This window comes from Leptolyngbya sp. ST-U4, from assembly GCF_039962215.1.
In the GTDB taxonomy this organism is placed as follows: domain Bacteria; phylum Cyanobacteriota; class Cyanobacteriia; order Elainellales; family Elainellaceae; genus Leptolyngbya_A.
The window spans coordinates 38,425-56,633 of the sequence record NZ_JAMPKZ010000006.1 but is presented as its reverse complement, the minus strand read 5'-3'; the positions used below and the strand labels follow the sequence as shown (position 1 = coordinate 56,633).

Annotated in this window: 18 protein-coding genes; 10 read left to right on the top strand and 8 right to left on the bottom strand. The window is 49.2% G+C overall.

The annotated features are described in order from the left end of the window. Positions 1-39: 39 nt before the first annotated feature. Positions 40-1,386, bottom strand: a complete 1,347-nt coding sequence (locus NDA02_RS11915) for a DNA double-strand break repair nuclease NurA (protein ID WP_190790903.1) — start codon at positions 1,384-1,386, stop codon at positions 40-42. A gap of 172 nt (positions 1,387-1,558) precedes the next feature. On the opposite strand from NDA02_RS11915, the gene NDA02_RS11910 reads away from it, so the two are divergent. Further along, positions 1,559-2,182 (top strand): hypothetical protein, encoded by a 624-nt coding sequence (locus tag NDA02_RS11910; protein ID WP_190790904.1) that lies wholly within the window; start codon positions 1,559-1,561, stop codon positions 2,180-2,182. Between the two features lie 282 nt (positions 2,183-2,464). Here the strand turns inward: NDA02_RS11910 and NDA02_RS11905 are convergent, their stop codons facing one another. Continuing rightward, positions 2,465-3,559, bottom strand: a complete 1,095-nt coding sequence (locus tag NDA02_RS11905) for a glycosyltransferase family 4 protein (protein WP_190790905.1) — start codon at positions 3,557-3,559, stop codon at positions 2,465-2,467. A 782-nt stretch (positions 3,560-4,341) separates the two neighbouring features. On the opposite strand from NDA02_RS11905, the gene NDA02_RS11900 reads away from it, so the two are divergent. Further along, the gene (locus NDA02_RS11900) at positions 4,342-5,154 is read left to right on the top strand and encodes a creatininase family protein (protein WP_190790197.1); all 813 of its coding nucleotides are present in this window, start codon (positions 4,342-4,344) and stop codon (positions 5,152-5,154) included. Between the two features lie 397 nt (positions 5,155-5,551). Here the strand turns inward: NDA02_RS11900 and NDA02_RS11895 are convergent, their stop codons facing one another. Continuing rightward, positions 5,552-6,076, bottom strand: a complete 525-nt coding sequence (locus NDA02_RS11895) for a DUF3291 domain-containing protein (RefSeq protein WP_190790196.1) — start codon at positions 6,074-6,076, stop codon at positions 5,552-5,554. 305 nt (positions 6,077-6,381) lie between these two features. Here NDA02_RS11895 and NDA02_RS11890 point away from each other — a divergent pair, with 305 nt between their 5' ends. From NDA02_RS11890 to NDA02_RS11875, 4 genes are all read left to right on the top strand, one after another. Beyond that, entirely contained in the window at positions 6,382-6,840 is a 459-nt protein-coding gene (locus tag NDA02_RS11890; protein WP_190790195.1) for a DUF4385 domain-containing protein, read from the top strand. A gap of 140 nt (positions 6,841-6,980) precedes the next feature. Beyond that, positions 6,981-7,301 carry an urease accessory UreF family protein gene (locus NDA02_RS11885; protein ID WP_190790194.1) on the top strand — a complete coding sequence of 107 codons (321 nt, stop codon included), beginning with the start codon at positions 6,981-6,983 and terminating at the stop codon, positions 7,299-7,301. A gap of 51 nt (positions 7,302-7,352) precedes the next feature. Further along, positions 7,353-8,558 (top strand): formamidase, encoded by a 1,206-nt coding sequence (fmdA, locus tag NDA02_RS11880; protein ID WP_190790193.1) that lies wholly within the window; start codon positions 7,353-7,355, stop codon positions 8,556-8,558. 130 nt (positions 8,559-8,688) lie between these two features. Further along, positions 8,689-8,949, top strand: coding sequence for a zinc ribbon domain-containing protein (locus NDA02_RS11875; RefSeq protein WP_190790192.1), 261 nt, complete (start codon positions 8,689-8,691; stop codon positions 8,947-8,949). Positions 8,950-9,426: 477 nt separating this feature from the next. Here NDA02_RS11875 and NDA02_RS11870 read toward each other — a convergent pair whose 3' ends face one another. From NDA02_RS11870 to NDA02_RS11850, 5 genes are all read right to left on the bottom strand, one after another. Continuing rightward, positions 9,427-10,719, bottom strand: a complete 1,293-nt coding sequence (locus NDA02_RS11870; RefSeq protein WP_190790775.1) for a hypothetical protein — start codon at positions 10,717-10,719, stop codon at positions 9,427-9,429. A gap of 240 nt (positions 10,720-10,959) precedes the next feature. Next, positions 10,960-12,117, bottom strand: a complete 1,158-nt coding sequence (locus NDA02_RS11865; RefSeq protein WP_347277833.1) for an HhoA/HhoB/HtrA family serine endopeptidase — start codon at positions 12,115-12,117, stop codon at positions 10,960-10,962. Between the two features lie 201 nt (positions 12,118-12,318). Continuing rightward, positions 12,319-12,753 carry a DoxX family protein gene (locus tag NDA02_RS11860; protein WP_190790777.1) on the bottom strand — a complete coding sequence of 145 codons (435 nt, stop codon included), beginning with the start codon at positions 12,751-12,753 and terminating at the stop codon, positions 12,319-12,321. Positions 12,754-12,870: 117 nt separating this feature from the next. Beyond that, positions 12,871-13,104 (bottom strand): hypothetical protein, encoded by a 234-nt coding sequence (locus NDA02_RS11855; RefSeq protein ID WP_348255021.1) that lies wholly within the window; start codon positions 13,102-13,104, stop codon positions 12,871-12,873. Positions 13,105-13,115: 11 nt separating this feature from the next. Continuing rightward, positions 13,116-14,345, bottom strand: a complete 1,230-nt coding sequence (locus NDA02_RS11850; RefSeq protein WP_348255020.1) for a PAS domain-containing sensor histidine kinase — start codon at positions 14,343-14,345, stop codon at positions 13,116-13,118. A 188-nt stretch (positions 14,346-14,533) separates the two neighbouring features. Here NDA02_RS11850 and NDA02_RS11845 point away from each other — a divergent pair, with 188 nt between their 5' ends. The 4 genes from NDA02_RS11845 to NDA02_RS11830 all read left to right on the top strand — a co-directional run bounded on the left by NDA02_RS11845 (position 14,534) and on the right by NDA02_RS11830 (position 18,109). Next, entirely contained in the window at positions 14,534-15,319 is a 786-nt protein-coding gene (locus NDA02_RS11845; protein ID WP_190789867.1) for a helix-turn-helix domain-containing protein, read from the top strand. A gap of 307 nt (positions 15,320-15,626) precedes the next feature. Continuing rightward, positions 15,627-15,764 (top strand): hypothetical protein, encoded by a 138-nt coding sequence (locus NDA02_RS11840; RefSeq protein ID WP_190789866.1) that lies wholly within the window; start codon positions 15,627-15,629, stop codon positions 15,762-15,764. A gap of 165 nt (positions 15,765-15,929) precedes the next feature. Further along, complete coding sequence (cynS, locus tag NDA02_RS11835; protein ID WP_190789865.1) at positions 15,930-16,379, top strand: cyanase; 450 nt, start codon at positions 15,930-15,932, stop codon at positions 16,377-16,379. 362 nt (positions 16,380-16,741) lie between these two features. Further along, the gene (locus NDA02_RS11830; RefSeq protein WP_190789864.1) at positions 16,742-18,109 is read left to right on the top strand and encodes an acetamidase/formamidase family protein; all 1,368 of its coding nucleotides are present in this window, start codon (positions 16,742-16,744) and stop codon (positions 18,107-18,109) included. Positions 18,110-18,209: the final 100 nt, after the last annotated feature.

Genomic DNA, 18,209 nt, shown 5'->3' with positions numbered 1-18,209 from the left:
TGTGCTGGCTCTCGGGCGATCGCGAATAAGATTCAACGTTCAGGCAATGCTGCCTCGCTTTCGAGCTTCTTTGTAAGAAGTTCCAATATTTTGCAAGCCCGATCGAATCATTTGTTGTTCCAGTAATGCGAAAAACCGGGCACGATCGCCCCCACGCACGACCGCCTGATTATGTGCTTCTGCCAGGGCAACCGGATAGCCGTAGCCTTTTTGCACCTGGGTTAAAGTCAGACTGAGGGCAGTTTCCAGCAAAGTCGGATTTTCGGCAACCCAGGCAGGAAACTCCACCCGCGCAATTTCAGAACCTACGTTGACATAGCAAAAGTAAATTGCCTGATCGCCGTACCATTCCAGAATCTTGGCAGAGCTGCGCCAGAGTGCCCCCCGCTGACCCGGTTCAAGCAGCAACCCCCAGAGAGCCGTATCCCGAAGCGGAGCAAACACCTGGCAGGGAGCCGTTTCAGTCGCACCCGGACAAAAGGTGTGACAGTCGGGAGCCGGAAAAGGACAGGTATGGAACCGCAGAAAGTTGAGTGCTTCTCCGCTTCGTGCTGCGCTGAGATAGCCCACTAGCGGAACCTGTTTCGATCGCAGTCGATCCCAGGCGGTCAAAATGGGAGGCAAGAGTCGATCGCGAGCTTCCGTGGGCAGAGCTTCCAGAAACCAGTAAATCAGCGAACCGTCTACCATTGCCAGACGTGGCGGCACTTCAGGAACTGCATAGGGAATCGAAAGCTGATGGCTAGATGAATCGCTGGCAGAGTCGATCGCGGTAGAAACTGCGGCAATCCCAGCAGACGAATTTGCGAGATGGGAATCTGCAATCTGGGAATTAGTGAACTGGGAATTTGCAAGCTCTGAATCTGCAAGCTCTGAATCTGCAAACTGATGAATTGCTAGCTCTGCCAGGGTTTCCACTTCGGACACCGTGCGTTGATAGCCCATCCACTCCTCGGTGCGGATGCCCCACTGCCGCGACACATAAAGATCCTCCGGGCGATAAAACACCTCCGGCAGGCTATCCAGCAACGGATGGCGATTTTGCCCATAGTGCAGCACAATTCGCCCAACGTTGATCAAATAGCAGTAGGCAATTTCGTGATGGCTGGGGGCAATTTGCGACCCGTCTGTGGCGATGACGCTGTGAAGGGCTGGGGCAGGCGCAATGCTAACTCGCGTATCGAGCGGTTCCACAGGTTCCGCTGCTGTAAACCCCAATCGATCGCGCCACTGAGTTTGCAGAGCCAGCAATTCTTCCTGTCGATCGCGGGCTTGCGCTAAAAGCTGTTCTGCCAGCTCTAACCGTTGACGGGCAGCGGTGGCTTCCTGGGTCAGGTGTTGACCAATGCCCTGCATCTGGCGGGCAAGCTTCATCAGGTCAAGCATTCGGTTTGGGGTGCGAAAGCATTAATTAAGGGTGAATCGGTCGAGATACAGATGTTCTTTATCTTACTCTGTCTTAGTTAATAGAACGCTTCATTCCTTCTATAGACGCAGGTGACAGGCTAAATTCGTTAATTTAGATGACTCAAACATAGAAAGATCCATAAGAATAAAAATGACTTCTAAAAAGAAATCGAAGAAAAAAAACCAATCTACTGAATCGCAAAATAACGGCTTGTTGGGCGGACGACTCAACGGAATTGCCGTCGCACTCCTGACCACACTGGTGACTGAAATTGTGCAGCAAGTGCTTGAGCGTCTTTTCCGATCTAATGCACAATCCGACGCAGCGGGTGATCATTCTGAGGAAGCCAAATCAGATTTGCCGATGAACGCTAAGCCGATAGGCGCTGAGTTAGAAAATAAGCCCGTTGCCACCGTTGCTGGCGCGGTAAGCGATCGCGTTACCCAGATCAAGCCTGGGATGCAGGACATTCTTAAAACGGTGCGAGCGGCTGTAGAGGAAGCTACCCCGCGTCTAAATGAAGCGATCGCCGTGCTGCAAGCCTCCTCAAACGACCCAAAACAAGCGGTTGCTACGCTGGTGCGTGATGTTGTCACTGAAACCAAAGAAAACTTGAGTACGGCTGCTCCAAATCTAGATAGCTGGATTAATAGCGCGATGAATACAACTCAGGCTGTGCTTGCTGGCGTTGCTGCAGTGAACTCAGAAGAACCCAAACAAAAACATAAGAAAAAGAAAGGCAAAAAGAACAAAGGCAAAAACTCGAAGAAATAAACGCTGACGGTTGGGTAGACCTTTTGGGGAATGCTTTGATGATCCAAGCTAAAAAAAATACGCAAATTAGAAGATTCTTCCGCCCGCTTAACAATACTGCCCGCGTGGAATGAAGCCCGATTTGGTCATCTGGCAAAAGAATATATCTGTAAACAGAAAGACTCCCCCTGATAGAGGAGTCCTTTTTCGTTTTAGCGTTGCTAAACGATGGAATGGCTCACCACCAAACACCGCGATGTATCTCTTCAACTCAGCAACGCCCTAATTTGAACCAGTCACCGGTTATGGCTGAGCCAGTCTCAGCGACATTACACTACTGGTTTCCGTGGACGCAGCGACGCTTCTTTCACCAACTTGATTGGCGACCTCAGTGAGAATTCGATCTAATGCTGCACCAGCCGCTTCATTAGAGAAGTGTTCAGCCGCGTAGCGCATTGCATTTTGACCCAGGCGATTCCGCAATTCGTGATCTTCCCACAGCTTTTGAATGGCATCGGTTAAATCTTTAACAGAGTGTGGCTCCACGAGCAAACCCGTCTCTCCGTCAATAATGTAATCCTCTGCCCCGTTGCAGCGTGTGGCAATCAGTGCCCGACCCATCCGCATTGCCTCAACAATGGTGACTTGTCCGGCGGCGGTGATTTGCTCATTGGGCACCATGGGTACCACACTGATTCGAGCTTCTTGAGCTAGACGCAGACAGTCTTGTTTGCCAATATCAAACGGGGTTTGCACTTGCGAAGGCACGCTGATTCCTTCTAGCGATCGCTTGCTAGCAGCCACAATCGTCGGGATGTTGAGGGTTTTGACCGCTTCAAATAAGGCAGGAAAATCCCGATGGGCAGACCCCAGTGCTGCAATGAACGGCTGAGCGGTGTTTTCCTCATAAGTTACCGGAATTTCTGGAACCTGATAAGGAACAAACTCAAACCGCTCAATGGGCAGTTCCAGCCAATCGCTGTAAATCTGCCGCTCACGTTGCGTATGAACGACAAAGCGATCGATCGCTTGACTGCTTTTTTGAGCGAGTAGACGACGCACTCCCGAAGAACAAGTCCCCACATTGTACATCCATGCCACGACCGGGGCATCTTTGCGGAGTAAATGCTTTTGCATCGCTACAGCTGCGGCAAGTTGCGGAAAAACGGTAATCACACCTCCATGTGTTCTGTGGAGGGCGTCGCTTGCCTGGAACCAATGATCCATCCATTCCTTCAAGTCTGTCACCGAGGATTTGCGGGTGTGCCAGCTCGCAAGGGGTACGCAGCGAGGGATGATCGTGAAGTGATGCTGGTGGTTCTTCACAAAGGGGGTCAGCCAGGTAGAGGTCGTCAAATTAAGATCGTGAATAAACGAAGCCGCAACAGTCCAATGCATAGTATTAAACCCCGTGCTGGTAAGTGATTTGAAGGGCTGAATTCAACCTAAATTAGTGAATTACCCTGAAAAAACTTCTCTGCTTTACGAACTCACGCCAATCGAGCGAAACCTGAAGCCTTTGACAAGTTTTTGTGGTGCGAGTGCCACTCGTTGATGAGTCACCCAAGTCAAGATCAGGCTAAGTGGTGCACTATGCAACTTGCACTGAATTGCTTTAAGGAGACTCGCTAAACTATAGGATCTCGGACTCAAATTCTCCGTGCCTGCCCGCCTTAACCTGTGTTTCACAAAAACAGAAATAATATACTGGACGCCTAGGTAGTTTTTGCAAAGCATATTTGCTTTATTTTTTCAGCTTACGCCAGTGTAAATACACAAAAGCCAGTGCAGTAAGCAATGCTTTGTAGTAACGTTGTCGAATGACATGACAGACTCCAGTAAATTGGATAGCAGTAGGGGGTCTGCAAATGTATCGAATTATTCGTGACGAACGTAATTGGGCTATATTCATTTTTTACTAGTAGACCCCACCTTCAAGCAATCTCTGCTCAACAAGAAAATATGAAGAAACTAAGGATTTGATGAGAGAGCCGCAAAGCTTTAGGCTGTGACCGAGTCAGCAGAGGAAATTCAATAGAAATACGATCGGTGTTCCTAGTTCCCCACTATCTCCCCAAATTGATTCACTGCTTGTATAAAACATAAAGTTCTTCAGCGAACACATCGGGTCATGCCATCATTAATAAAATACGGGTGTAATTTGGTGTAACCTTCCTTCCATGCACGGATACATTCCTCCAGAACGGTTCTTTCCTTATCTAACCTGGACCACAATTCAGGCAATGCCCGATAAGGATAACGTTGTCCTGATTCAGCCGATCGGGGCGATCGAGCAGCATGGACCCCATTTACCGCTGATTGTAGATGCCGCAATTAGTACGGCAGTTGTTGGCAGAACCCTATCAAAGCTCGATGAGGAAATTCCTGCTTACGCACTGCCCACGCTGCATTACGGCAAATCAAACGAACACTGGCACTTTCCCGGCACAATTACCCTTTCGGCTCAAACGCTCATCACGATGCTGATGGAAGTGGGAGAAAGCCTTTATCGATCGGGCTTTCGCAAGCTGGTGTTTGTGAACGGGCACGGTGGACAACCCCAGATCCTCGAAATTGTTGCCCGCGATCTGCATCAAAAACACGAAGATTTTATGGTGTTTCCCTGCTTCGTCTGGAACGTGCCCAATATTGCGCTGGAACTGCTGACTCCCAAAGAAGCCGAACTGGGAATTCATGCTGGGGATGCCGAAACTAGTCTGTTGCTGTCGCTGTTGCCTGATCAAGTGCGAATGCAAGATGCCGTTGCCGAGTACCCCGCAGAACTTCCGCAAGGGAGCCTACTCAGCATCGAAGGAAAGCTGCCCTTTGCCTGGACGACCCGTGACTTAAGCCGATCGGGTGTGATTGGTGATCCGCTTACCGCAACCGCCGAGAAAGGCGATCGAATTCTGGCATCTTTGGCGGAAGGCTGGGTACAGGCGATTCAGGATATTTATCGGTTTCAGCAGCCAAAATCCTGGAAGTCGCCTTAAGGAAGGGCTTGAGCGAGATTCTGTACAAGTTCTGTACAAGGAACTTTCTCAACTTATTCGATTTCGATCGATCTTTACCGATGCTCTTTACCGAACTGTCTCTTATGGCATGTTTTGAAACTCTAAACGGCTAAATTGCAAAGTCCTTTAAGCCTCCTAAATCCCCCAAGATCGGGGGACTTTGCAGGGGTCAAAGGTTCTTCAGCATTCAGGAATTGGGACTGCAAGGACTTTAAAGCACGTTCCAGCCCCCAATTCTAGGAGGAACCGAGCCTTTTCTGACGCTCAGAATCCCCCAACGTTTGGGGTCAGGAAGGAAAATAGCGGGGGCAATGCAGAGGCTGGAACATCGCTCAAACTCAATAATCGCGAACTCAATAATCGCGATGCTGAACCGCTACAATTCTGCGCCGCTTGCTGTAACTGGAATGCGATGCGAAGCAGTTTCCCCTTCAAGGCAGTCGGGGCTGGGAAAGGATTTTCCAAACGAGAAAGCAAACGGTGTAGAACCGTGTTGCTGAAGATAGGCAAGCCGTTCTTTAGCTTCTTCGATCGTGGGTAAATGCCCGACCGGAATCCACCAGAGCGCAAGAATGGGCTGATCTAGCCGTTCAAACCATTTCCGTCGATCGCGCATAATTCCTCCGTGTGCGCCCCGATAAACATAGTTCGATAATGCTTCAACCGATTTCCAGACTGTTAGCGTAATCAGGATTTGGTCATCATCAAACGCACGAATACTTGTGGCATCATTTGCGCCCTCACTCCGAAGCCGCCAGACAAACCCAGGGTCTTCGTCAGCGATCGCATTAATTCCCTCAATTTGAGCAACAAAATCTGCCATCTCCGGCGTATCCAGCGAAGCGCGTAACCGGGCAGTATTCACCTGGGCAAGATAGTACTGGGGAGAAATAGGCTGCATGGTAAAGGAAGGGTAAGCAAAGATCACCAACACTGTGGCACAAGTCATCCTCCTAAAGATAGATCGTGTAGTTTTTTTAAGTTTGTTTTTTGAGGCATGGCAGGGAAATGAGGTTGGGGAAGGCAGTCGGAGAGCGATAGTGATAGCGCTGGCAGAAAGTAGGGGTTGTGAGGCGGATGTTTTGCTGGGACAGGCATTTAGGGAGAAGACAAGCAAGGGATAAGAAAGGGTAAATCAATAGAAAAGTGATTCGATCGCCCCTGATTGCTCGATTGCCAAAACCAAAAACTCTCACCCACTCCCCCATGCTCGAATTCAACTACTCCCTCGACTACAAAACGATCGACTTCCGCCAGCACCCAGAACTTTATCGAATTGGTCGCGGAGAGCAGGGTGTTTTGATGGTTGAACCCTACAAGAGCGAGATTTTGCCGGACTGGAAGTTTAAAACCCCGGAGATTGCGCGTCAGTCGGCGGAGGCAATTTATCAGCGATTTTTGGATTACAAGGCGCAGGAAGATTTTGTGGGAATGGATATGGCGCGGAAGTTTTTGCAGATGGGCTACACTCGGTCGCGCCGCTATGCGAATCACAAATCTGGGCGGAAGTATGCAAAGGACAGCAAGACGGTATTGCCGCGTGAGGAAGACCCGATCAAAGCCGAGTCTGCCCGGATTTTTTACGAGAAGTGGCAGCTTGCCAAAAATGACCCGGACTATCTCAGGCTTGCCGATCGTCACCGCCAATTGTATGAAACCGCATAAAACGGAATGACTTTAATCGAATGACGATTAAACCGAATGACTCTAGAAGAACTGCTGGAACATCACCACCCAATTTGCGTGATTAGGTTTGATGACGCGCCCTTTAAACGACACTTTGGTAGCTTGTTGCGGTTGCAGGGATGGTTTGTGCGCACGCAATCGTCTTTGCGCTGGTTGGACAGGCGGCTCAGTTAACCAAGACTGATACTGTTTTCGCCTTCCTGCACAGCTTTACGGCGGGATTACTGGGCGCAGGGACTCGACTCGGCGTACTGGGGCATATGACGGCTCAGCAAACTCTAGCGGCGATCGCTCCAGATTTAGAAACGGTAGCCCAGAATGCAGTTTTAGCCAATTTAGATGACCTATGGTCATGTACACCTACATTGACATTGCTCAAATATCTCATCATCGTTTTTCTCAACGATTGTTCACTACTTAAGTGTCTTCAATCGCCTTAATATTTGTCTCAATCTTTGTTCACCACTTCGTTGCTTAAACTGAACGGGACTATGCCAAAAACACTTTTCAAAGTTGACCTCACGAAGCCAATAGATCAGCAGGAACTTCCCGGTCACAACCGCTGGCATCCTGATATTCCTGCTGTGGCGTCTGTCAATCCTGGTGATGTGTTTCGGATTGAATGCAAGGACTGGACTGATGGACAAATCAAAAATAATGATAGTCCAGATGATATCCGCGATGTTGACTTGACGGTTGTTCACGTCTTGAGTGGTCCGATCTGGGTAAATGGAGCGCAACCGGGCGATATTCTCGTGGTAGACCTGCTCGATATCGGTGCACTCCAGGGCGATGAATGGGGCTTTACCGGTATTTTCGACAAAAAAAACGGGGGTGGCTTTCTCACCGATCACTTTCCCAATCCAGCAAAAGCGATTTGGGATTTTCAGGGCATTTATACCTCCTCTCGCCACATCCCTGGCGTTCGCTTCGCAGGCATTACCCATCCCGGCTTAATTGGCTGTGCCCCTTCCCATGAACTGTTAGCGAAGTGGAACCAGCGCGAAGCAGAACTGGTGAAGACAGCTCCCGATCGCCGCACCTATGGGGCAGGACTTTCAGGCGACCAGCCCGTCCTTGCCGCATTGCCCAATCCCCAAAATGCGATTTTGGGAACGCTGCCTAAGTCTGAGTATGAGCGAGTTGCGGCTGAAGCTGCCCGAACCGTACCGCCGCGCGAACATGGGGGCAACTGCGACATCAAGAACTTGTCGCGAGGCACGCGCATTTATTTCCCGGTTTATGTGGAAGGCGCAAAACTGTCGATGGGCGACATTCACTTCTCGCAGGGGGACGGTGAAATCTCCTTTTGTGGGGCGATCGAGATGTCAGGCTTTATCGACCTGCATGTGGATCTGATCAAGGGTGGCGTTGAAAAATATGGCATGACCAATCCGATCTTTAAGCCTGGTCCCGTTGAACCCCGCTATTCGGAGTATCTGGTGTTTGAGGGCATCTCGGTCGATGAATTCACAGGCAAGCAATACTATATGGATGTGCATATTGCTTATCGGCGGGCTTGCCTGAATGCGATCGAATATCTCAAGAAGTTTGGCTATACCGGAGAGCAGGCTTACCTGCTGTTAAGCTGTGCGCCAGTCGAGGGGCGAATAAGTGGGATTGTCGATATTCCCAATGCTTGCTGTACCCTGGCAATTCCAACCGAAATTTTCGACAAAAACATTTTGCCTGTTTGATAGTTAGGTAAGAAGGCGGATCAACAGCATCCTTCGGCTGAACAATTCGTTCTCTTTAAGCAGCAGTAGAACCCTGCCTGACGCAGAGAAAAACCAATTGCAGCTTATCCAAAACGTTGGAGAATACAGTATGCCCCTCTATGAGTTTCGCTGCGATGAATGCGGTGTATTCGACGAATGGCGCACGATGGCAGAGTGTAATGCACCCGCTCAGTGCCCTGACTGCGAGAAGGTCGCCAAACGCATCTTTTCGCCACCGGCTCTGCTATCAGGTTCGCTGCGGCTAAAGCATGAGAATCGGGAGCCTCAGGTCGTTACGCGAGAGAAAGCACAGGAACCTTCAAGAGTCAGAAGCCATGCAGGAGAGCGACCCTGGATGATCGGTCACTGACTTAGAATGTCAGGGCATCTGCTTAAGCTTTGGTAACACCAGGACAATTTCAGGTAAGTAATTTGAGGTAAGTACCTTCATGGGCGTTGACTTGCTTGATCGCCTCATGTTCCGTCAATTGACAGGCAATTTCAAATACCATTTTTTATAAAAATTTTGTGATTGTGCGCGATCGCTGACGCGAATGCTAATGCGCTCGTACCCTAGTGCTGCAATCTGAAGAACTAGAAAGGTCTGAAACGGTTTCTACAGAGTTCAGGTATTGTTTTAGACAACATTCTCCTACGAAAACCTGAACAAGGAATTCGTGGAGGATTTATTCGTGGTTTCTGCGCTGGCTGTGCCGGAGTGAAACTGTCAGATCTCGCTACTCAATTTGAGGGTAGTGTTTGTGGATACATCTCATCCGGAATTCGTACAAGTGGATGTTCCTCTACTTTACCTGTCCCACCATCCTCTGATGCACAATCGAATTGTTTATGTACTGCTACTCGCTCGACCTAGATCTTGCTCTGCTCCACAGTTGCGACAGTAAGGTAAGTGCTTGTAGGTTGGCTGATGGCAGTTGTGACAGTCTAGATGTTGATGATAGCCGCAGTGTGGACAGTAACCTTCGTTGTGCTTTAAGGTTCTTGTACAGTTCAAACAGCGGGACTGCTGCACTAGTGAGGAAGGTGGAAGTTTGGTGCGAACCGCAATTTTTTGGAAGAATTTGATTAAGACAAAGCCTGCGATCGGAATGAGCAAAATGTAAGCATAGCTAATTAGAAACAGTAATCCGCCAAAGATGGTACTAATGACATCGAACAAAAAACTAAACAGTGCGCCAACTTGCAGAAACTGAAAGATTTTCAGGATCAGCGGAATAAAGAAAATAATCAGCAGATGCCAGCTGATGAGCGCAACCAGCCCGTAGCGTTTACGATGGGCAAATCGGTAGACCAGACCCGCGCCCGCCAACAGTGGTAAAAGGAACAGGGCTTGAAACGTCAGTTGGATGCTGGGATACCAAAATGATGCTCTTTGATAGCCGCGATCGGCTTCGTTGAACGCTGCATCATTTCTAAGAAACTTAAGAAACTCAACGCTTTCGGGTTTCGCAACCAGCTGACTTTTGAGTTTTACAATCTCACCTTTGAGTTGAGCAATTTGCTGATTGTTTTTGTTGAGCTGTGCTCTGGCTCTGTCTGCCCCAACAGCATTAATCGATTGATTGCGATTCTGTCCTGCAATTTGTTCGAGCAGGGTCGAATCATATTGAGTGCGAATGGTTCGATTGGAATTTTCTAGATTTTCGATGCTACTTTGTTTTTGGTCGATCGCTTTCGTCAATTGCTGGTTCTCAGAATTATCAATCCGGTCTTTGAGTTCAGCAAAGCTCAAACAAGTCGATGAAACACTGCCGAGTCGTCCTTGATTGATCTGTTGATATTGCTCCTGAACGCTCAGCGACTGTGGTAATCCAACCAGAGCAGGGTCAGCATTCTCATCTGCCGTGATGCTCCGAATTTTCTCAAAGTCCTTATTATCCAGCTCCTTATTATCCAGTGTTGAAGTTCGGTAGTCGCGCCACTCTGAATAGCAGGGATAAGCTTCATCGGGATTCAGCGTCCACCGGCTAATGTCGTGAAGCCCAGTGAAAACGTTGACCAGGATGAAAATGTCAATCAGAACGATGACAATCAAGCTCACTGTATTCAGTGGCTGCTTGTTGATCGATCGAGTCCGAGTCAAAAATTGTCGCAGCGATCGTCGAAATCTTCTCAACATAGTCCCTGTCTAGCGCCTGAATCGGAGATCATTCAGGTGAAGTGAATGAAGCACCATCCCCGTTGTGCTTTCTCCATCTAATCGGACGGATCAATCAAAGGAGATTGGTAGTGTGACAGGTTGAGAACTTGCCTAAGATGGACGGTGCAACGAGTTGAACGTCGATGTCAGGACAGGGACGTATCCGAAGTGCAGCGCGCTTTTATTGATGCCTGATGTAGCGAACTTGATCCAGCTTAATTAGCCAGGCTGCTGAGCAGGCAACGCTTCTGGACGAACTGTGACTTGCTGCGTATTGCCGTTTCGATTTACAGTAAGCTGCATTGTATTGTTAATTCCGGTAGCATCCACCTGCTGTTGAATTTGATCCACGTTTTCAATTGAATTTCCATTTACAGCAACGATTACATCACCTGCACGGAGCCCGGCACGAGCCGCTGGAGAGTCTGGCAGCACTTTTAGAACAATGATGCCCTGGTCTTGCGTCACCTGAAAGCCAACGTCACTCCCATTAATTCGCGATCGCAGCTCTGGCGTGAGTTCCGCCATCTGAATGCCGATGTAGGGGTAATCTACTCGTCCTTGCGTCACAAGTTGCTGAGATACCTGCTTCACCGTATTGATGGGAATGGCAAATCCAATGCCCTGTGCGCCCTGAATAATCGCCGTATTGACTCCGATCACTTGTCCGGCGGCATTTAGCAATGGTCCACCTGAATTTCCTGGATTGATGGCAGCGTCGGTTTGCAGAAAGTTGATGCGTTTATCCGCGATGCCAATTTCAGCGACTGATCGCTCGGTTGCACTGACAATGCCCTGCGTCACCGTATTGCTCAGTCCCAGCGGATTCCCGATCGCAATTGCAATTTGTCCTGGAACCAAAGCATCAGAATCGCCTAAGGAAACCGTCGGGAGATTATCTGCATCAATATCAATGACAGCAAGATCGCTGATGGGATCAGTGCCGACGACGCGCCCTGAATAATTCCGTCCATCGTTGAGCACCACCGTTACAGTGTCAGCATCGGCAACGACGTGAGCATTGGTAATCACCTGCCCGTCTGCGGTGGTAATAAAGCCTGATCCTGTTCCCTGCTGCACCTGTCCTTGGCGCGGGGCTCGTCTGCCAAAAAACTCATCTAAACCAAAGTCATTGACCGATTCTCTGACGGTGCGAGATGTATTGATTTGCACCACCGCGGGTCCGACCTGTTTTGCAACGGTTGCAACGGCACCGATATCCGCTGGAAGCGCAGGAGACGATGATGCAGCAGTAGAGGCAGCAGGCAATGCAGCAGTAGGGGCAGCAGGCGATATAGCAGTAGGGGCAGCAGAAGTTGCAGGTTGCTGGGTGTTGCGATTGCCTTGAAGTGAAGCACAGCCTGATACGCTAGCCACCGCAAAAAGAATTGAGAATAAAGTCGATGTTTTAAGCAGCATAATCATTGAAGTCTGAAGGGATAATTGAGGGAGTGAGTTGGGCGATTAACCCTTCGGGAAACTGCGAAGCAACCGCAATCATTCGACCCATCATTCAACTAATCATTCAAGCAGATAGCGGTACTTGAGCAATTTTCTGAGCAATTTTTATTCACCGCATCAATCCGGTTTCTGGGCAACGGCTGACGCGCCCATCTGTCCCTGGGGATTGCGCGTGTACCAATATGCCCAAGCAATCAATACGGCTTGCAACGGCAACCTTGCCCAATACAAAACTGGGCTTTGGGGAATGCCGTCGATTTTAATCAAATGGAACGTCATGTAGAGGTTCGCAGGAAAAACGCCGATGAACAAAGCAACTATGCCCCAAGCAGCCGTCACACTCAAGACCGGAACCAATAAGCCGAGTCCTCCCAAAATTTCAAAGACTCCACTCAGATAAACCGATGCAAAAGGTGGAAACGGGGGCGGCACAATGCGGGCGTATTGCTCCGGTCTCAAAAAATGCGTGATGCCAACAATCACCAGCGATACGGCAAGAATGCCCCGTAGGATTTCTTTGCGACGATGCTGAGAGGGTAAGTAGGAAGTCATCGGGAGCTATTGAACGCTGTTCTAAGCTTAGCGATCGTCCAGTTGTTTATCGTCTCCCGTAAGTTAGTTTTTAGAAAACTGCCGCAGCCCCCTCGTCCTTTAGCTTGTGCCTGTTCTTTAGCCTGTGCCTGGTACAGATCGGCAAGCAGTCGTGCTTTTTGCAGAATCGATCGTAAAACCGCATCCTGCCTTGAAACCGAGGTCTCGACCGAACAGGTACAGCAATTTGCCGCGCTCTTTCCCGCGAATGTGCGACCGATTCAGCCTAGTAGCGATCGGGTGATTAAACAGTCGCTCTAATGCCACATTATTCAGCCAGGGGCGATCGCAGCAGTGCTGCTGGAAAACCACTCCCTATCTGATCAAAACTTGATCGATCTGGCTGGACTTGCAGCGGAAAAATTTATCGGGATTTGCCTCACATCAAGCAGCACTCGAACTGTTGTCCCTTTTCCGGGTCGAGTTTTAACCTGTAATTTACCTTGGTGAAGATCGACGAGTTGCTTGACGATACTCAATCCCAACCCAGTTCCCGGAATATTACTGGCGTTTCGCCCCCGATAAAATGGCTCAAACAGGTAGGGCTGATCTTCCGGGGGAATGCCAATCCCCCAGTCCTGAATTTGAAATGTAATTTGCTGCTTTTGACGCATCAGCTTGAACTGGATCTGCTGACAGTGGGGCGAGTAACGAATTGAATTCGATAACAGGTTGGTCAGGATAAGCCGCAGAATTTTCTCATCAATTTCAGTCATTAAAGACGAATGACGGCAGACAAAATCAATTGTATGTTGAGTTCCAGCTTGCATTTCCTGACTTAATCTGCGACAGAACGGAACTAGATCGATCGCTTTGAAATTCGGCGTTAAGCGATTGGCTTCTGCTTTGCCAATCACAAGAATATCGTCAATGATAGAGGTCATGCGATCGACGTTAGTTTGAATACTCTGGAGATATTCTGTCTTTTGAGCTGCAGTTAGATAATGCGTATAGCGATCGAGCGAGGAAACCGCCAGCAGGATGTTGTTTAGTGGATTACGGAACTCGTGACACACCATCGCCACCAGGCGGGATTGCTGCTCGTTCAAGGATTTAAGCTGCTCGTTTGCCTGCCGCAGTTTTGCCGTTCGTTCTCGCACTTTTTGTTCAAGTTCTTCGTTCATTTGGTGCAAAATTGCTTCTGCCCATTTGCGCTCGGTAATTTCTCGAAACGTCACCACTGCCCCAATTAGCTGTCCTCGATCGTCCCGAATCGGTGTACTGATATATTCCACTGGAAACCAAGTTCCATCTTTTCGCCAAAACACTTCGTTAGTAACGCGATGCACCGTGCCATCTTTAAAGGCAGCATAGATTGGGCATTGGGTTTTGGGATAACAGGAGTGATCCGCGTGGGAATGATGTAGAACTTCGTGCATCGATCGTCCCAAAAGTTCTTCGCTGCGCCATCCAATCATTTGAGCTGCTGCTGGATTGACAAACGTCGCTTTGCCTTCCAGATCAACGCCATACACCCCCTCCCCGATCGCATTCAAGATTAGATCAGTGAGGGTTGGGGAATGCGGTGAGGTCAGCCAGTGAGATTGCGGCATTATCCTGTTGTGCTGATTCCGACTGAGATTCAAGCCAATTCTATCCGACGATCGATTTGCGGTATTCTATGACACCAAAAATTTTCGATTGATCTCTTATCTAGAACTAGAGAACCGATCGTGCAAAGATGCGGGAACCGCTTGAGGTGAGTTGGTGCGATTCGGTCAATATTATATTCGGTGTCGCGATGAAAAAGATTTTGGTGATTGAAGATGAAGCGCAAACTCGTGAACTCTTTGTGCGCTGTCTCACGTTCGAGGGGTTTTGGGCGTTAGGCGCAGAAGGGGGTGCGATCGGGGTCAAGCTCGCTCAAATTCATGTACCTGATCTGATCGTATGCGATATTATGATGCCCGACTTGGACGGCTATGCAGTGTTGTCCCAACTACGTCAGCATCCAGCAACGGCAATGATTTCGTTCATCTTCCTTACAGCAAAGGTAACGATGGCAGATTTGCGGTGCGGGATGGAACTGGGAGCGGACGACTATCTGACCAAGCCCTGCACGATCGAGCAATTTCTGGCGGCAATCACGATTCGGCTCGAGCGGCGGGACGCACTCAAAGCTTGGTATAGCCACGCTACCCTGCCTGCCCATTTGGCAAACCAACCAACGCTGTTCCCGACCTGTCCGAAATTGCGCGAAGTCTTTCAGTTCATTGAAGCGCACTATCACTCGGCGATTAGCCTGTCGGATGTGGCGCAGGCAGCAGGCTATTCCCCGGCTTATCTGACGACGCTGGTGCAGGATCAAACTGGACGCACTGTAAAGCAGTGGATTACCGAGCGGCGCATGGTGCAGGCACGTCATCTCCTAACCGACACCGCGCAATCGATCGCGGAAATTGCTCAGGCGATCGGCTATCGAGATGCAAGCTACTTTATTCGGCAGTTCCGGCAGATTCACGGCGTTTCCCCACAAGTGTGGCGGCAGAGTACACCTGTGCCTGGGCTAGAGACGCAGGTAAGCTAATTTCTGTCTGAAAAATAGCTTTATTTCTGTTTTGAACAATACATTCAGGTGAGGTAAAGTATGCTGCCTGGCTGTTTTTTCCTGAAATTCGTTTTGTAGCTTTTTTAGCTTTTCTAAGTATTACTCTATGCATCAATTTATTATCTAAAAAAGATCTAAAAAAAATCCTATTTTTCCCAAAAAGTTTTCATGAGTCCCCTTTCATTACCTGTTTGAATATCCTTCAGGGGCTGCTCGAAATTCTTTAACTCGTATCGTTCCCGCTGCGGTGGATACTGCATTCACTTATTCTTACTCATTCACTGCCATGACAGGTTTGCAAGGAATTGACTTGACGGCAAAGGCTGAGTGTCCCTGTAGCGGTAATCATTTGTCCCAAGACCACTGGGAGTTTTGGGAAAGTATGCCTCAGACGCCAGCGGCAATGATCGATGATCGCGGTTGAAAAGTCCCGCATTCAGGCAGTGAACTGAATCACGAAAAGAATTTTGGATTCAATCAACTGTAGAAGTGGGATATCCCGATGAGAGTCCAGATGTCCATCCCCAGGAAGCACCCTTGATGCTATTTCTATTCCAAATTGTTGTCCAAATGATTGAGGAGAAGATCAATGTCTGATGTAGAAATTCCGATGATTACGCAAAAACTTCTGGCAGCAAAAGCCGAAAAGGGAATCAGTTTTGCTGAGTTAGAGCAGGTTGTCGGGCGCAATGAAGTTTGGATTGCTGCTGTGATTTATCGGCAGGCAAGCGCATCGGCAGAAGAAGCCAGCAAACTTGTAGAAGCATTGGGTTTAGGCAGCGACATTGCGACAGAACTGATGGCGTATCCCGCAAAGGGTTTGGGTCCGATCGTCCCAACCGACCCGCTGATTTATCGCTTCTACGAAATCATGCAGGTCTACGGAATGCCGATGAAAGAAATCATTCACGAGAAGTTTGGTGATGGCATTATGAGCGCGATCGACTTCACCCTGAATATTGAGAAAGAAGAAGATCCAAAGGGCGATCGAGTAAAGGTGATTATGAACGGTAAGTTTCTGCCCTATAAGAAGTGGTAAGAACACGCATGAGAATGCCAATCAAAACATCAACGAGAACGAATCAGGATAGGCGATCGGACATAGAATTTGATCCCGCAAGGAATTGGTTTCAGTTTATTATGATGGTGCTGGCGTTGATTGGTTTAGGACAGGTTTTATCTGGTACTGTTGCGATTTTGCATCGTTTGTTCTAGAAGAAAGGTTGAAAGGATAGTTGAAGATAGTTAAAAAGTAGCAAATCTTCTACATTGCTCCCGCAATACCCAGGATTGGGAGACTTTGGAACCCGCAGGGAAGCACACTTTTCCCCAGGCTTAGGGGAATATAGGGGGCGGTTCGGATTACAGGAATCATCGTGAGTGTGGAGTAAGGAGGTATTGATGCAAAACATTCAAAAATCGATCGCACAATTGCGAGATAGCTGGAAGTCGCTGCGGTTAAAATGGCTCAGTTTAGGGCTAGCGGTGTTTGCCGTCATTTTTGCTACGGCTGCCTATGCTCAGCAGGTGCAAGAAATGGATGCAAAAGCGACAATTGCGCTGCTGCGAACAACGGACGCATCTTATCCTGGCAAGGTGCATTTGCTGCCCGCAACCTTAGAAACAACCCAATGGGGATGGTTTAACAATGCTCAACCTCCCGTGATGGAAATTGATTCTGGGGATACCGTTGTGGTGGAGACGATGATGCACTCCCACAATCAGGTCGTTCCTGGTAAAACCGTAGACGAACTGAAAAAGCTGCGAACCGATTTTCCGGGACGGGGACCGCATACGGTTACAGGTCCAATCTATGTTCGTGATGCAAAGCCAGGGGATGTGCTGAAGGTAGATATCCTCAGAGTTGTGCCCCGCGCCTATGCGGCAAATTTTAACCTGCCCGGGCTGTTCGGCTTGTTTCCCGATCGCTTCCAGAATGGACAGGTGAAGTATCTGTATCTGGATATGGAGCAGAAGGTTGCGAAGTTTACGCCAGAAATCGAAATTCCGCTAGAACCCTTTCCGGGGACGATCGGGGTGGCGCGGGCAGAAGCCGGAGAATATAGCACCGTTCCCCCCGGACCCTACGCCGGAAACCTGGACATTCGCGATCTCACCGCAGGCACAACGCTCTATATTCCTGTGTTTGTCGACGGGGCACTGCTCTGGACCGGGGATTCGCATGCTGCACAGGGCAACGGCGAAATTAACCTGACCGCACTGGAAACCGCATTCAAAGAACTGGTGCTAAACGTTTCGGTGATTAAAGGACAAAGCCTGACGATGCCGCGCGGTGAAACGCCAACGGACTGGATTACGATCGGCTTAGATCAAAGTCTGGACACGGCACTGGAGATGGCAAAAACAGAAACGGTGAAATTCCTGGCGGAACAGCGCAGCATCACGTTGGAAGCGGCGGCGGAATTGATGCCCAGAGTTTCGGACTGTCGCATTTCGCAGGTTGTGAATCGAGTACGCGGCATTCACTGTCTGAATCCGAAAAATCCGCGAGCAGCTAGGCCGGTTGATTATCCGACCAGCAGCAACGCTGAATATTTTGTCACCTCCGATCGCGGTTCCGATCTGAATCAGGTCATGGCGAACGCATCCATGGCAATGATTCAGCTTTTGCAGCAGGAGAAAGGCTTATCTGAGCTGGATGCCTACGGCCTGGCAAGTGTGCAAATGGACTGCCGGATTAGCAAAATGGATGCAGAAGAGAAGGGGCTCTCCTGTGTATTGCCGAAGAGCGTTTGGGTAAAAAGCTGATTAACGCTTTGTAGATTACAGCGTTTTTCACTCCCGTAAGGTACGGGGGGTGTGGGGGCTTTCTCGCCGTACAGGGTTCTGCCCCTGCACCCCATTTTTT

Bases quoted from the DNA above. Each gene is read 5' to 3' on its own strand.
- NDA02_RS11915 (WP_190790903.1), bottom strand. From the start codon at position 1,386: ATGCTTGACCTGATGAAGCTTGCCCGCCAGATGCAGGGCATTGGTCAA.
- NDA02_RS11910 (WP_190790904.1), top strand. From the start codon at position 1,559: ATGACTTCTAAAAAGAAATCGAAGAAAAAAAACCAATCTACTGAATCG.
- NDA02_RS11905 (WP_190790905.1), bottom strand. From the start codon at position 3,559: ATGCATTGGACTGTTGCGGCTTCGTTTATTCACGATCTTAATTTGACG.
- NDA02_RS11900 (WP_190790197.1), top strand. From the start codon at position 4,342: ATGCACGGATACATTCCTCCAGAACGGTTCTTTCCTTATCTAACCTGG.
- NDA02_RS11895 (WP_190790196.1), bottom strand. From the start codon at position 6,076: ATGCAGCCTATTTCTCCCCAGTACTATCTTGCCCAGGTGAATACTGCC.
- NDA02_RS11890 (WP_190790195.1), top strand. From the start codon at position 6,382: ATGCTCGAATTCAACTACTCCCTCGACTACAAAACGATCGACTTCCGC.
- NDA02_RS11885 (WP_190790194.1), top strand. From the start codon at position 6,981: ATGGTTTGTGCGCACGCAATCGTCTTTGCGCTGGTTGGACAGGCGGCT.
- fmdA (WP_190790193.1), top strand. From the start codon at position 7,353: ATGCCAAAAACACTTTTCAAAGTTGACCTCACGAAGCCAATAGATCAG.
- NDA02_RS11875 (WP_190790192.1), top strand. From the start codon at position 8,689: ATGCCCCTCTATGAGTTTCGCTGCGATGAATGCGGTGTATTCGACGAA.
- NDA02_RS11870 (WP_190790775.1), bottom strand. From the start codon at position 10,719: ATGTTGAGAAGATTTCGACGATCGCTGCGACAATTTTTGACTCGGACT.
- NDA02_RS11860 (WP_190790777.1), bottom strand. From the start codon at position 12,753: ATGACTTCCTACTTACCCTCTCAGCATCGTCGCAAAGAAATCCTACGG.
- NDA02_RS11850 (WP_348255020.1), bottom strand. From the start codon at position 14,345: ATGCCGCAATCTCACTGGCTGACCTCACCGCATTCCCCAACCCTCACT.
- NDA02_RS11845 (WP_190789867.1), top strand. From the start codon at position 14,534: ATGAAAAAGATTTTGGTGATTGAAGATGAAGCGCAAACTCGTGAACTC.
- NDA02_RS11840 (WP_190789866.1), top strand. From the start codon at position 15,627: ATGACAGGTTTGCAAGGAATTGACTTGACGGCAAAGGCTGAGTGTCCC.
- cynS (WP_190789865.1), top strand. From the start codon at position 15,930: ATGTCTGATGTAGAAATTCCGATGATTACGCAAAAACTTCTGGCAGCA.
- NDA02_RS11830 (WP_190789864.1), top strand. From the start codon at position 16,742: ATGCAAAACATTCAAAAATCGATCGCACAATTGCGAGATAGCTGGAAG.